Consider the following 13,349-nt stretch of genomic DNA (forward strand, 5'->3'; position numbering starts at 1 on the left):
GGCTATACCTGTAGGAAAACTGGAGTTTGTAGTGAGCGGGCTTGCCCCGCGCTTGGGGGCAACGCCGCCCCAAACTCAGGCGCTGCGGTCTTTCTGAATCACCGCGGCGTCCTTGGTTAGGGCGGCTTCGCCCCCCAGCGCGGGGCCAGCCCGCTCACTACAGGGTGTTGTTAGAACAGGCGGGCGAGCAGGGCGGTGACCGCCGTTTCGACGCGCAGGATACGTGCGCCGAGTTGCACCGGTTGCAATCCGGCCTGGGTCAGCAGGTCCACTTCGTAGGGAATCCAGCCGCCCTCGGGGCCGATGGCCAGTGTCACCGGCTCATCCAGCCCGCGCGGGCAGGCCGGGTAATTGCCGGGGTGGCCGATCAGGCCCAGGGTGCCTGCGGTCATGGCGGGCAAACGGTCTTCAACGAACGGCTTGAAGCGCTTTTCGATAATGATCTCGGGCAACACCGTATCCCGCGCCTGTTCCAGGCCCAGGATCAATTGCTCACGGATCGCTTCAGGTTCCAGGAACGGCGTCTGCCAGAAGCTTTTCTCTACACGGTAGCTGTTGACCAGCACGACCTTGGGCACGCCCATGGCAGCCACGGTTTGCAGGACCCTGCGCAGCATTTTCGGGCGCGGCAGGGCCAGCAGCAGGGTCAGGGGCAGTTTGGCCGGCGGGGGCTGGTCGAAGCTGACTTGCAGCTCGGCCTCGCGGGTTTCCAGGCGCAACAGCTGGGCGTTGCCCATCAGGCCGCCGATGCGCCCCACGCGCAGGCTGTCGCCCACCGCAGCGCGGTGGACTTCCTGCATATGCACCAGGCGCCGATCACGCAGCACCACCCGGTCGGCCGCGATAAAGTCGGCCTCTTCCAGCAACAGCAGGTTCATGGCTGGGTGGCTGGCGGCTGGTCGTTGTCGACGGGCGGGTCATCCGGCTGGTCTTCGCGCTTGCTGATCAGGCTGCCGAACAGGATGCCGATCTCGAACAGCATCCACATGGGCACGGCCAGCAAGGTCTGGGAGAAGATGTCCGGCGGGGTGAGAATCATGCCGACCACGAAGCAACCGATGATCACGTACGGGCGGATCTTCTTCAGGTATTTGACGTCGACCACGCCGATCCATACCAGCAGCACCACGGCCACCGGAATTTCGAAGGCCACACCAAAGGCGAAGAACAGCGTCATCACGAAATCAAGGTAGCTGGTGATGTCGGTCATCATCTCCACGCCGGCCGGCGTGGCTGCGGCGAAGAATTTGAAGATCAGCGGGAACACCAGGAAATACGCGAACGCCATGCCGGTGTAGAACAACAGGATGCTCGACACCAGCAACGGAACGGCGATGCGCTTCTCATGCTTGTACAGGCCCGGCGCGATGAAGCCCCAGATCTGGTGCAGGATCACCGGGATCGCAAGGAACAACGACACCATCATGGTCAGCTTCAATGGCGTGAGGAACGGCGACGACACATCGGTGGCGATCATCGTTGCCCCAGCCGGCAGGTACTGGCGCAGAGGCGTGGAGACGAAGGTGTAGATTTGCTGGGTAAAGGCGAACAGCCCGGCAAAGATGATGAAGATGGCCGCTACACAACGCAGCAGGCGGGTGCGCAACTCGGTGAGGTGCGAGACCAGCGGCATGTGCTGGTCGTTTTCCGGTTTATCAGCGCTCATGGGGCTCGCGGCGGCAATGTAGGGTCATGGGGCGCGGGCGACGCAACGGGCGTCGGCGCAGGCTCGGTTGGCGCGGCGGGCGTGGCTTGTGCAACGGGTGCGGGCGCGATGCTGTTCGGGGCCGCAGGCTCCTCCGGCTTAGCCGGCTCCTGTACCGGCGACAGGATTTTCCGGGCTTCCTGCTCCAACGACAGAATGTGTTCGTTGTGCAGTTGGCGGCGGATCTCGTCGGCGCCGATTTCCCGTTCAACTTCCTGTTTGATGGCGTTGAAACTGCGTTTCAGGCGCCCGATCCACAGGCCGGCCGTGCGTGCGGCACCGGGCAGGCGTTCAGGCCCCAACACCAGTAACGCCACGAGGCCGACGAGTAGCAGTTCAGAGAAGCTGATACCAAACATTAGTCAGTGCTCACGAGTCTTTGCGGGTCGGCTCTTCGACTTTTTCAGCCTGCACGTCGAAGGTCCGACGCTCGGTGATCGGCTGGGTGGCCTGCGGATGTACCGGCTGGGCTGGCGGCACCGGAGTGGCGACCGGGTCGGCCGGTTTTTCGTCGTCGTTCATGGCCTTGCGAAAGCCCTTGATCGACTCGCCCACATCGGTGCCTAGGTTCTTGAGTTTCTTGGTGCCGAACACCAGTACCACCACCACCAGAATGACGATCCAGTGTTTCCAGTCAAAAATGCCCATGCTGCAATTCCTCTGTGAAAGTTATTCAGGCGGACGGGCGCGAGGCCTTTTCGACGTGCCCGGACAAGCCGAAGCGACGGTCCAGTTCATCCAGTACGGCCTGCGGATGCTGCCCCAGTTGGGCGAGCATGACCAGGCTATGGAACCACAAGTCGGCGGTTTCATAGATTACATCGCTGTAATCACCGCTGATCTGCGCGTCCTTGGCGGCGATGATCGTTTCGATGGACTCCTCGCCGAGCTTTTCCAGGATCTTGTTCAATCCCTTGTGGTACAGGCTTGCGACATAGGAGCTGTCGGCATCCGCGCCCTTGCGGTCTTCCAGTACCTGGGCCACGCGGTTCAGGGTATCGCTCATGTTCAGTGTCCTGGGGAATAAATGGCGTGCGGGTCTTTGAGCACCGGCTCGACAATTTTCCATTCGCCGTCTTCGAACACGCGATAGAAGCAACTGTGACGACCGGTGTGGCAGGCGATGTTGCCGATCTGCTCGACCATCAGGATCACCACGTCGGCGTCACAGTCGAGGCGTATCTCGTGCAGGGTTTGCACATGGCCGGACTCTTCGCCCTTACGCCACAGTTTGCCACGCGAACGTGACCAGTAAATAGCGCGCTGCTCAGCGGCGGTGAGGCTCAGGGCCTCGCGGTTCATCCAGGCCATCATCAGCACGCGCCCGGTCTTGTAGTCCTGGGCGATGGCCGGTACCAGGCCGTCATTGTCCCACTTGATTTCGTCCAACCAGTCTTTCATGTTCGGCTCCGGCAATTTGCGACAGTGTATAACCGGATCGGCTATCGACGCACGATCAGATACACACCCACGGCGACCATGATGCCGGCTGGCCAGTGGCCCAACTCATTCAGTGGCCCGCCAATGGCCAGTATCACGCCACCCACCAGGTGCGCGGCGCCCAACAGGCGCAGGAACCAGTCGTCCTTGCGCTTCTGCCAGGGTGGCGCCGGGTCATGGGCGTGGGGCTGGGACATGCGCTCCAGCAGGTCACGGGTCATGTTGGCCAGGTGCGGCAGTTGTTCGAACTGGCTGTGCAGGTTGCCGATCAGGGTTTTCGGGCTGACGCGCTCACGCATCCAGCGTTCCAGGAACGGTTGGGCGGTGTTCCACAGGTCAAGGTCCGGGTACAGCTGGCGCCCCAGCCCTTCAATGTTCAGCAGGGTTTTTTGCAGCAACACCAACTGCGGCTGCACTTCCATGTTGAAGCGCCGTGCGGTCTGGAACAGGCGCATCAGCACCTGGCCGAAAGAGATATCTTTCAGCGGTTTTTCAAAGATCGGTTCGCAGACGGTACGGATCGCCGCTTCGAATTCGTTGAGCTTGGTTTCCGCCGGTACCCAGCCCGAATCGATGTGCAGTTGCGCCACGCGGCGGTAGTCACGCTTGAAGAAGGCAAACAGGTTGCGCGCCAGGTAGTCCTGGTCTTCCGGGGTCAGGCTGCCGACGATGCCGCAGTCGATCGCAATGTACTGTGGGTTCCACGGGTTCACGGTGCTGACGAAGATGTTGCCCGGGTGCATGTCGGCGTGAAAGAAGCTGTCACGGAACACCTGGGTGAAGAAGATCTCCACACCGCGCTCAGCGAGCATCTTCATGTCGGTGCGCTGGTCCGCCAGGGTCGCGAGGTCGGTGACCTGCACACCGTAGATACGCTCCATCACCAGTACTTTGGGACGGCACCAGTCCCAATACACTTGCGGCACATACAGCAAGGGCGAGCCTTCGAAGTTGCGCTTGAGTTGACTGGCGTTGGCGGCTTCACGCAGCAGGTCGAGTTCGTCGTAGATGGTTTTTTCGTAATCGGCGACCACGTCGACCGGGTGCAGCAGGCGAGCATCGGCGGAGAAACGCTCGGCGGCGCGGGCGAGGATGAACAGCCATGCCAGGTCCTGGCCGATGATCGGCTTGAGGCCGGGGCGAATCACCTTCACCACCACTTCTTCACCGGTCTTGAGCTGTGCGGCGTGTACCTGCGCCACCGAGGCCGATGCCAGCGGCTCGATGTCGAAGCGCCTGAACACTTCGCTGATCTTTTTGCCGAGCTGTTCTTCGATCAGCTTGACCGATTGCTGCGAGTCGAACGGCGGCACGCGGTCCTGCAGCAGCATCAGTTCGTCGGCGATGTCTTCCGGCAGCAGGTCGCGGCGGGTGGAGAGGATCTGCCCGAACTTGATGAAGATCGGCCCCAGGTCCTGCAACGCCAGGCGCAGGCGCGCACCACGGCTCAGTTCCAGCTGCTTGCGCGGCAACCAGCGCCACGGCAGCACATAGCGTACTGCCAGAAGAAACCACGGCAGGGGCAGGGCAAACAGCAGGTCATCGAGGCGGTAGCGGGCTACGACGCGCTGGATACGAAACAGACGGCGGACGGCGAGCAGCTTCATGCGTTATCGCTTGGATCAAGGGAACGGCTCAGGCGCTCGAAGCGGGCCTCGAGGCGTTCCAGGTCGATTTTGGCCTTGTCGAGTTCACGAAAGCGCGCTTGCGCTTCCCGTTGCCCGACCAGGGTGCGCGATTCTTCGCTCAGGTATTCGGCAAGGTTCTGGTTGAGGCTGGCGAACCCTTGCTGGTACCAGCGCGAGCGGCTGCGCAGGTGCCCGCTGATCAACTGGGTGGCGACGGGGCCGATCCAGCGCGACAGCTCGTATTCCCAGTCCAGTTCCAGGTCTTGCAGCACGGCGGCCAAGTCCATCAGCACCGCACTGTCGCCTTCCAGTTCCACTTCGGCACTGTGGAGGATGGCGGTCTTGTTGCGGCTCAAGGCCAGGTGCAACAGGCTCGACGCCGGCGCCCGCAGGGTGCAGTCGGCCTCGGCGGCCCATTGGCTGGCGAGCAGCAAGCCTTCATCGCCGGGCAGGATAAACAACTGCAAGGCGGGGCTGCGGCAGTCGACGGCAATGATCTTGCCGTTGAGGTGCGCGAGCCGCGCCAGGGCGGTGCTGTCCAGGCGCAAGACACGGTTGATGCCGTGTTCCACGCTGGCGAGAAGACCGGCGAACAACATCAGGGCTTGATGCCGCGGTGCAGGGCGACGATACCCGAGGTCATGTTGTGGTAGGTCACGCGGTCGAAACCGGCCTCCACCATCATCGACTTCAGGGTTTCCTGGTCGGGGTGCATGCGGATCGATTCGGCCAGGTAACGATAACTCTCGGCGTCATTGGTGATCAGCTTGCCCATCAACGGCATGAAGGCGAAGGAGTAGGTGTCGTAAACCTTGGACATCAGCGCGTTGGTCGGCTTGGAGAACTCCAGCACCAACAGGCGACCACCCGGCTTGAGCACGCGCAGCATGGAGCGGATCGCGTCCTCTTTGTGGGTGACGTTGCGCAGGCCGAAGGCGATGGTCACGCAGTCGAAATGGTTATCCGGGAACGGCAGTTTTTCGGCGTCGGCCTGGACGAATTCGATATTGCCGGCCACGCCTTTATCCAGCAGGCGATCGCGACCGACCTTGAGCATCGAACCGTTGATGTCCGCCAGTACCACCTGGCCGGTGGGGCCGACGAGCTTGGAGAACTTGGCCGCCAGGTCGCCCGTGCCGCCGGCGATGTCCAGCACACGGTTGCCGGCGCGTACGCCCGACAGTTCGATGGTGAAGCGTTTCCACAGGCGGTGCATGCCGCCCGACAGCACGTCGTTCATCAGGTCGTACTTGGCGGCCACGGAGTGGAACACCTCAGCGACTTTTTCCGCTTTCTGGCTTTCCGGGACGTTCTTGAAACCGAAGTGAGTGGTGGGTTCGGCATCGCTGCCTTTGCGCTGATCAGTCATATCGCTGTCACCAAAAGAGAATGCGGGACATGATAATCCCCATGACCTGCTTTGTCTTGGCAAGGCTGAAGGTAAGATAGGCGGTCACCGAGACCTTTTGCCGCATGGCAGGTGTTCCACTCGCTATAAAGAGGAGTCATTGCAATGGCCCGTATTACCGTTGAACGTGCACACACCTTGGGTAAAGAGGGCGCGCGGGCGAAGGCCGAGAAGTTGGCGCACAAGCTCAAGGAGCAATATGGCCTGGAACCTTCATGGTCCGGCGATACCTTGAACCTCAAGCGCTCGGGGGTTAAAGGCACTGTATTAGTGGCTGATGAATCGCTGCGCATTGATGTGGAACTGGGCCTGTTGATGTCGGCCATGAGTGGCACTATCAAGTCCGAAATCGAGAAGGCGCTGGATAAGGCGCTGGCTTGATTCACCGCGCTTAGGGTGCCGATTCTAATTTTTCTCCCTACTTTGTGCCCAGGCCCTCAACTCCTGTGGGCTGTTCCTCCACCCTATTTTGCGTGAGGTGCACCATGGCCAAAGTTATTTTGAAGAAAAAAAACGACGTACAGTCCACTGCCCTGAGTGACGTTAAAAGCTATGCCCGCAAGATCTGGCTGGCGGGTCTTGGTGCGTATGCCAAGGTCGGCAGCGAGGGCAGCGAGTACTTCAAAGAGCTGGTTAAGACCGGTCAACATGTTGAAAGTAAAGGCAAAAAAGTTGTGGTTGAACAACTTGATGCTGCCAACAGTCAGATTGACCAAGTAAAGAGTAATGTCTCGAGCGTCAAAGGCCTGGTCGAAGTTCAACTGGATAAAGTTGAAAAAGCCTTTGACACGCGTGTTGCAAGTGCCTTGAATCGGATTGGCATTGCGTCTAAACATGACGTTGAGACACTCTCTGCTAAGCTCGAAGAGCTGACGGCATTGCTCGAACGTGTCGCGCGTAAACATTAAGGAGACAACGGGATGGCTGTTCAAAAGAAAACTCAGAAAGAAGGCAGCTCGTGGATCGGGGAGGTTGAAAAATATTCCCGTAAGATCTGGCTTGCTGGTTTAGGCGTGTACTCGAAGGTTAGCAGTGACGGCGGTAAATACTTCGAGACCCTGGTTAAAGACGGCGAGAAGGCCGAGAAGTTGACCAAGACCACCGTAGGTAAGAAAGTCGAGGCGGCCAAGGCCACTGCCGGTTCCGCCAAGTCCAGTATTTCTGATACTTGGGGCAAGTTGGAAGAAACGTTCGACAAGCGTCTGAACAGTGCCATTTCTCGGCTGGGCGTACCCAGCAAAGCAGAACTGAAGACGCTGCACAGCAAGGTCGATACCCTGACCAAGCAAATCGAAAAACTCACCGGCGCGAAAGTGGCTCCGGCGAAAACCGCAGCCGCCAAACCGGCTGCCAAGCCTGTCGCTAAAACTGCAGCGGCCAAGCCTGCGGCGAAAACGGCCGCCAAGCCTCTGGCAAAAGCCGCCGCCAAACCTGCCGCCAAGGCCCCGGTAAAAGCAGCGGCCAAACCCGCCGCCAAAACCGCCGCGGCAAAACCGGCCGCCAAGCCTGCCGCCAAGCCCGTGGCCGCTAAAGCCGCTGCCAAACCTGCCGCTAAACCCGCCGCCAAGGCCGCCGCAAAACCGGCTGCAAAGCCCGCGACTAAAACCGCTGCCGCCAAACCTGCCGCCAAACCGGCAGCCGTCAAACCCGCTGCCAAGCCGGCGGCCAAACCCGCCGCCGCTAAAAAACCGGCCGTAGCGAAGAAACCAGCAGCGCCCAAGCCGGCAGTCGCGGCCAAGCCTGCCACGGCACCTGCGTCAACCGCCTCCACCGCCAACTCGGTTTCCGCGCCGGCGTCTGCTGCTACAACTACGACTGCAACGCCGGCCACGCCGGCGCCATCCAGTCAGTCCTGATTTTACCGGGACCTGAAAATGCCCGGCCTGAAAAGGTCGGGCATTTTTTATGCGCGCTCAAACTTCATCAGTCGTAAGCGATGGAAACGATCGCGGTACTGACCAGGGTTCCTGGAGTGATCGCGGCCCCGGTTTTGTGATACTCCGCGTTCATGGGTAACACCGCTCTCGCGCCGCTTGTCGGGATTTGGCGGGTGCGTTGGGCCGCAGACCCATTGGCGGGAATGTACGCGACGTTGCGGTGGGACAGCGAGAGCGCCGTTCCTCTTGAAGTTCCCGTATTGGCGAACAGCGCGCCGTTCCCGGTTGACGGCGTACCCGAGAACAGGAAGCTCACATTCCTGATCCCAGGTTCGCAGTGGGCGGTCAGTTCGAAGGGATGCACTCCGGTGGAGTTGGCGTGGTTGAAGTCGGAAACCCTGACGGTGGGCAAGATTATCGTGCGATTCACATCGCCAACGGCCAGGTCGCAGGTAGACGCGGGATTGACGAAGCGTATGGAGGTATTGAGGATCATCCGGTAATGGCCTCTGCCTCCATCCCAGTTGTTATGCTGGATTTCACCGCTAGGCAAAGTGCCGGTTGTCACCGGCCCCAGCTTGTAAAACTGCGCAACCAGCCGGGTAGCCCCCCATAGAATCCTTCCAGGAGCCGAGACAAGGCTTTCGGTCATGAGCTTTGCGGAATAGGGCGCGCCGGAGGTCAGCGTGACCATGACGCGCATGCCGATGCCAGGAACATTCGTGTGATAAATGAGCCCTCCCGGCGCCGAGATTGCGGACGTGAACCGCCCTGTGAGAAACGTCGGGGTAGGGGAGTGGCAATTCATATAAAACGTCGGGTAGGGCCCTGCAAATGTCTGGCTGGTGATCAGTTGGCCGATGCCAAGGCTTTCCGGCACGGTAATGGTGCTGGGAAAGGTCACACTGTGTTGCATGTTGGGGTAGCGATCGCAGGCCGCCTGGGCGGCGACTGGCAAACCGAGGCCCAACAATGCGCAAAGAGATTTGAAACCGTGCTTCATCTTCTGTTCTCGTGACGAAATAGGCGTCGGCACTGGTGGTCCACAGTTCACGCAGTGCCGTGATCAAGGTTGGAGGGATGCCAGACCTTCGTCAGTTGTAAGTGATGGACACCGTCACGGCGCTGACCAGGGTGCCTTGGGTAATCGGCACACCGGTTTTGTGATAGGCGACCTGAAGTGGCAACACTGCCTTGTTGCCGCTGGTCGGTATCGTTCGGCTGCGTTGGGCGGGAGTGCCGTTGGCGGGGATTGTGGTGTGGGGGGCGGCGCGGTGTGCAAGCCACAACGCCGTCCCGGCTGAAGTGCCGGTGTTGGCAAACAACAGCCCGTTGCCGGCGGAAACAGTGCCGGCAAACAGGAAAACTACGTTGCGAATATCCGATTCGCAGTCGGCGGAAATTTCAAAGTTGTGCGCTCCTGTGAAATTGACCGAATCAAAGTCAGATATTTTGACCGTTGGCAGGGTAATGTTGCGGTTCACATCGCCAGCGGCGAGGTTGCAGGTACCGGCGTTGACCTGGCCCCGGAAGTTGAGGGTGCCCGTGGTCGCGGCGTGTGCGGCATTGGCAGCCAGGCTTGCGGTGATTGCCAGTGCTATGGGCAGGGTTCGAAAGCTCATCAGGTAGTCCTTGTTATTTCAGTTGTAGGTGATGTTGACGGTGGCAGTACTGGCGAGCGTGCCCGAACTGACCGTGCCGTTTTTGTGGTAAGCCGCACCGAGCGGCAGGATTGCGCGATTGCCGGTAACCACCAGCGTGCGCGTGCCATGGTTGCTAAGGGTCTGTGGGACGCCGTTGATGCGTGAGTACAGCCACAGCGCTATACCCGCGGCGGTGCCGGTGTTGGCGAACAGCAAGTCGTTCCCGGGGGCGGGAGTGCCGGTGATACTGAACGTGACGTTGCCTGCATCGGTGCAGTTGGCTGTCAGGTCGAAGTTCTGTGCGCCGGCGTAGACCTCGTCTTTCAAGGCACTGACTTGGATGGACGGGAGCGTGATGGTGCGGTTGACGTCGCCGGCTGCCAGGTCGCAAGTGGCCGCAGGCCTGACGAAGCGGACCGGGCTGGCGAGTTGCAGTTGAAACCGCTCTGGAGTGATGACCCAGTGTTTTTCCCAGAACCTTCCGCTGGGGATCGTCCCGGTGGTCACCGCGCCGATTTTGTAGAAGGTGGCCTCCGCTGAGGTGAAGCTGGGGATCTTCCCGTACACCTGTTGGTAGCCTTGGTCATAAAGTGCAAAGGCTGCCGGGCCTCCGCCGCCGGCCCAGGTCATCGTGATACGCAGGCCTACCCCTGCAACTTCGGTGTGGTAAGCGTCAGTCCCCGGGTGTTGCAGCCGGGTATATCGACCCCAGACCCCGCTATGGGTGGCAACGCTGCACTCGGCAAAGTAGTCGGGTGCCGTACCGTTGAAAGCCACGCGAGTGATGACGCTGCCAACCGGCAGGCTGTCCGGCACGGTGATGGTCGCCGGCAGGTTCAAGGTAAACGTATCGTTCTGGAATCGGTCACACCTCGCCTGGGCGGCGACCGGTATGCCAAGGGCCAGCAGTGTCGAAACCAGCAGGGTAGGGTGTTTCATCGTCAGTCCCGTCCTCGGAAATAGAGCGTTTGGGCGCGATATGCGCGCTCGCCGGATCAACCGCTTGTATTGGCCGTGCAAGTGCCGGCATCCAGATGGCGCAACCGCTGGGTGGCGCTCCCTCCCGTAGCCTTGTCCAGGCCGTATTGCAGCCGGCAAGACGCGTCGTCACGGCTACCCCACTTGACGGTCAACCGCCCCTGGTCACGCGCTACGCGTACAAACGCCTTGCCGCCCTGGCCGACGATCCCCACGCTGGCACCGTCTTCATCGAACACATCCGAGCCGAACGGCAGCAGGCTGCCATCCTCTCGCAACGCTGTGATCAGCACGGCTTGGCCGCTGACTGTGTCGAACTGCAGCTTCACCACCGAGCCTGCACGGGGCGCTACGTTTTGCGCGGCGGTCTTGAGTTCCACGTCGACCGACAGGTCCTTGGGGTCCAGCTCGACCACGTTCTGGCGATAGGGCGTGAGGTGGGGCACCACGGCAAAACCCTGCTTGCCGACCTGGGCGCCATGGTTGCCGTTGATCCGCGCTCCCTGGGCGTCCGGTGCCTGGACGATGCCGATGGTGTCGCCCAGCTCCGGAGCGAAGGTCACGCCGTCTGCGTGGGCGACGACGCCACCAGTCATGCCCAGTGACATGGCGCGGTAGGTGTTGCTCTGGCCATAGCCTGCGGACAGCACGCCGTGGCTGGCCTGGTACTTCACGTCGGCGGTCACGGAGTTACCGCTGCCTTGGGTGCGGCTGCCTCCCACGCCGTAGGTGAATTCGCTACGCTCGCCCAGTGTGCCGCCAAGGTTCACGCGTTCGCCGCTGCTTTGATTGCCGCGAAAGGCCGTCGTGGTCAAGGTCGGTGAGCGAGGGTCGCTGCCCAGTGGCAGGCTCACGGTCAGTTCCAGTTGCTTGTCGACCCTGTCACTCAGCAAATCCTTGGTGCGCTGGGCACTGACGGTGTAGTGCAGGCCCTTCCAGCTATTGGTGTAACCGGCGGTAAAGGTCAGGTTGCCGCTGGCGCGGTTCCAGTAGTTTTGCGAGGAACCGGTGAGGTACACCGAGCCGTTGCCCAGGCTCTGGTTAAGGCTGATGTCCATCCTGTCGCGCAGGCGCGACAGGTTGTCCAGGCTGCGCCCGTCGATGGCGAGGTCACGCACCCGTGCCGCGTCGGCGATGCTCAGGAAGCCTTCGGTGGAGTAACGGTAGGCGCCGAGGGCAAAGTGCGTTCCGGTGTCGGTGAAATTCTTGCTGTAGCGTAACTGCAAGCTTTGTCCGCCACGCGGTTCATGGCCCGGCAGGGCGGCTCTCGATGTGGTCAGGTCAAGTGACAGTGCGCCAACCGGCGTGTTGAACGCTGCGCCCAACAACTGCGACAGATAGTCCTCGCTGACGACCGCGCCCATGTAGGCGGTGAGCAGGTTGTTGAGCCCGTTCTGGTAGGTGGCCTGGGCCAGGGTCGGTGGATGGCGCAGGCCGATTTCATCCAGCACGCCGACACTCAGCGAGTAGCGAGTGTGGCCCGCGCGCAGCAGGTTGGCATTGGCGGCAAAGGGCACGATGAATTCGCGCTGACGGCCGTCGGCTTCGGTCACCGTGACGGTCAGGTCGCCGCCATAACCGGTGGGGAACAGGTCGTTGAGGACGAATGGGCCGGGAGCGACAGACACCTCATCGAGCAGCACGCCGCGCTGGCGCACCGTGACCCGGGCGTTGGTCTGGGCGATGCCGCGTACCACCGGCGCAAAACCGGTCATGGAGTCCGGCAGCATGCGGTCATCGCTGAACAGGCTGGCACCGCGCAGGCGTACGCTGTCGAACAGCTCGCCTGGGGTGTAGATCTCGCCCAGCATCAGCTGTGAACGCAGTGGGTTGAGTTCGCGTTGCACATAGGTGCTGCTGCTTTGATAGCCCGAGGCGGTGTCGGTCTGGCTGAAGCTGCCGTTGTGACGCCAGTGCCAGTCACCCAGGTTGAGCCCGGTGTTCAAGCCCAGGTAATGGGAGTTGAGCGAGCGGCCATTGGTGCGGGTGGCAAAGGTGTTGGTGTTGTAGCGCGCAAAGGCCGCATCGACTCCACTGTCCCAATGCTTGGGGTCAACATAGCCACGCGCCTTACGCGCCAGGTAGATCTGTGGCACCTGCAGCGTCAGGCGGTTTTCGCCCGAATCGAATTGGCTGGTGCTGCCTGGCAGGTAGGCGGAAATGTCGGCACAGCGAGCAAATGTCGGGGTGGGCGCCTGACCGGCCTCGGCCGGTTGCTTCTGCGGCGCGTCCAGGTCGATGCCAAACCTGAGCAGCGCGTCTCGCTCCAGGCACATATGCGCAGAGTCCTGGCCCTTGACCGCGATGAAGGCCAGGGTTTCACGGCCTATCCACTGGCCGTTGAGGTAGACGTCGCTGCGGTAGCTGCCGGGGAGTACAACGTTGCCCTGGCTGAATTTTGAAATATCAACTTGCTGGCCGCCCACGCCATCCGGAAAGAAGGCCGGGTTGAACTCGACATTCTCGACCGCGTGGGCGTTGAGGGCTTGGGCACCGCTCAGCAGTAACAGGCAACGCGCCGTGTGCGTCAACCAATGACGTGTCAGGGACCTGGGTCTTGCGCTGACAGGCGTGTTCAAACTCATCTTTACCATTTCCAAAAAAAGGTGCTGTCCGAATTCGGGCAAGGGGAAGCCCTGCCCTGAAAAATGGGCATCAAACGGGTGTGTT

The 13,349-nt window shown here is 61.1% G+C and carries 16 protein-coding genes; 3 read left to right on the forward strand and 13 right to left on the reverse strand.

Annotation, left to right across the window (positions count from 1 at the left end):
- Positions 1–170: 170 nt before the first annotated feature.
- Genes JBE38_RS08570 through ubiE form a run of 9 tightly spaced genes read right to left on the reverse strand, consistent with a single transcriptional unit; the run spans position 171 to position 6,142 of the window.
- Positions 171–878, reverse strand: a complete 708-nt coding sequence (locus tag JBE38_RS08570; protein WP_205344129.1) for a 16S rRNA (uracil(1498)-N(3))-methyltransferase — start codon at positions 876–878, stop codon at positions 171–173.
- Entirely contained in the window at positions 875–1,666 is a 792-nt protein-coding gene (gene tatC / locus JBE38_RS08575) for a twin-arginine translocase subunit TatC (RefSeq protein WP_060754566.1), read from the reverse strand. The genes JBE38_RS08570 and tatC overlap by 4 nt, the downstream gene beginning before the upstream one ends.
- Positions 1,663–2,064: a Sec-independent protein translocase protein TatB gene (tatB, locus tag JBE38_RS08580; protein ID WP_060754565.1), complete on the reverse strand. Its 402-nt coding sequence runs from the start codon at positions 2,062–2,064 to the stop codon at positions 1,663–1,665. The genes tatC and tatB overlap by 4 nt, the downstream gene beginning before the upstream one ends.
- 10 nt (positions 2,065–2,074) lie before the next feature.
- Positions 2,075–2,353: a twin-arginine translocase TatA/TatE family subunit gene (locus JBE38_RS08585; protein ID WP_060754564.1), complete on the reverse strand. Its 279-nt coding sequence runs from the start codon at positions 2,351–2,353 to the stop codon at positions 2,075–2,077.
- Between the two features lie 25 nt (positions 2,354–2,378).
- Positions 2,379–2,711 (reverse strand): phosphoribosyl-ATP diphosphatase, encoded by a 333-nt coding sequence (locus tag JBE38_RS08590; RefSeq protein ID WP_090367314.1) that lies wholly within the window; start codon positions 2,709–2,711, stop codon positions 2,379–2,381.
- 2 nt (positions 2,712–2,713) lie between these two features.
- Positions 2,714–3,106, reverse strand: coding sequence for a phosphoribosyl-AMP cyclohydrolase (gene hisI, locus JBE38_RS08595; RefSeq protein ID WP_090367312.1), 393 nt, complete (start codon positions 3,104–3,106; stop codon positions 2,714–2,716).
- Positions 3,107–3,147: 41 nt separating this feature from the next.
- The gene (gene ubiB, locus JBE38_RS08600) at positions 3,148–4,752 is read right to left on the reverse strand and encodes a ubiquinone biosynthesis regulatory protein kinase UbiB (RefSeq protein WP_090367310.1); all 1,605 of its coding nucleotides are present in this window, start codon (positions 4,750–4,752) and stop codon (positions 3,148–3,150) included.
- The gene (locus tag JBE38_RS08605; protein ID WP_090367308.1) at positions 4,749–5,372 is read right to left on the reverse strand and encodes a ubiquinone biosynthesis accessory factor UbiJ; all 624 of its coding nucleotides are present in this window, start codon (positions 5,370–5,372) and stop codon (positions 4,749–4,751) included. Before JBE38_RS08605 ends, ubiB begins: the two co-directional genes overlap by 4 nt.
- On the reverse strand, positions 5,372–6,142 hold the full coding sequence (ubiE, locus tag JBE38_RS08610) for a bifunctional demethylmenaquinone methyltransferase/2-methoxy-6-polyprenyl-1,4-benzoquinol methylase UbiE (protein WP_060754560.1): 771 nt from the start codon (positions 6,140–6,142) through the stop codon (positions 5,372–5,374). Before ubiE ends, JBE38_RS08605 begins: the two co-directional genes overlap by 1 nt.
- Before the next feature lie 144 nt (positions 6,143–6,286).
- Between ubiE and JBE38_RS08615 the strand changes: the two genes are divergently transcribed.
- From JBE38_RS08615 to JBE38_RS08625, 3 genes are all read left to right on the forward strand, one after another.
- On the forward strand, positions 6,287–6,562 hold the full coding sequence (locus JBE38_RS08615; RefSeq protein WP_060754559.1) for a polyhydroxyalkanoic acid system family protein: 276 nt from the start codon (positions 6,287–6,289) through the stop codon (positions 6,560–6,562).
- Positions 6,563–6,666: 104 nt separating this feature from the next.
- A complete protein-coding gene (locus tag JBE38_RS08620) occupies positions 6,667–7,089 on the forward strand; it encodes a phasin family protein (RefSeq protein WP_060754558.1) in 423 nt (140 codons plus the stop codon).
- A gap of 12 nt (positions 7,090–7,101) precedes the next feature.
- On the forward strand, positions 7,102–8,037 hold the full coding sequence (locus JBE38_RS08625) for a phasin family protein (RefSeq protein ID WP_205344130.1): 936 nt from the start codon (positions 7,102–7,104) through the stop codon (positions 8,035–8,037).
- 67 nt (positions 8,038–8,104) lie between these two features.
- Here JBE38_RS08625 and JBE38_RS08630 read toward each other — a convergent pair whose 3' ends face one another.
- From JBE38_RS08630 to JBE38_RS08645, 4 genes are all read right to left on the reverse strand, one after another.
- Positions 8,105–9,061 (reverse strand): fimbrial protein, encoded by a 957-nt coding sequence (locus JBE38_RS08630; protein WP_205344131.1) that lies wholly within the window; start codon positions 9,059–9,061, stop codon positions 8,105–8,107.
- A gap of 91 nt (positions 9,062–9,152) precedes the next feature.
- Entirely contained in the window at positions 9,153–9,680 is a 528-nt protein-coding gene (locus JBE38_RS08635; protein WP_205344132.1) for a fimbrial protein, read from the reverse strand.
- Positions 9,681–9,698: 18 nt separating this feature from the next.
- A complete protein-coding gene (locus JBE38_RS08640; RefSeq protein ID WP_161547713.1) occupies positions 9,699–10,640 on the reverse strand; it encodes a fimbrial protein in 942 nt (313 codons plus the stop codon).
- Positions 10,641–10,696: 56 nt separating this feature from the next.
- Positions 10,697–13,264, reverse strand: coding sequence for a fimbria/pilus outer membrane usher protein (locus JBE38_RS08645; protein ID WP_205344133.1), 2,568 nt, complete (start codon positions 13,262–13,264; stop codon positions 10,697–10,699).
- Between the last annotated feature and the right edge of the window lie 85 nt (positions 13,265–13,349).

Source organism: Pseudomonas sp. ICBG1301 (assembly GCF_016918385.1).
Classification (GTDB): domain Bacteria; phylum Pseudomonadota; class Gammaproteobacteria; order Pseudomonadales; family Pseudomonadaceae; genus Aquipseudomonas; species Aquipseudomonas palleroniana.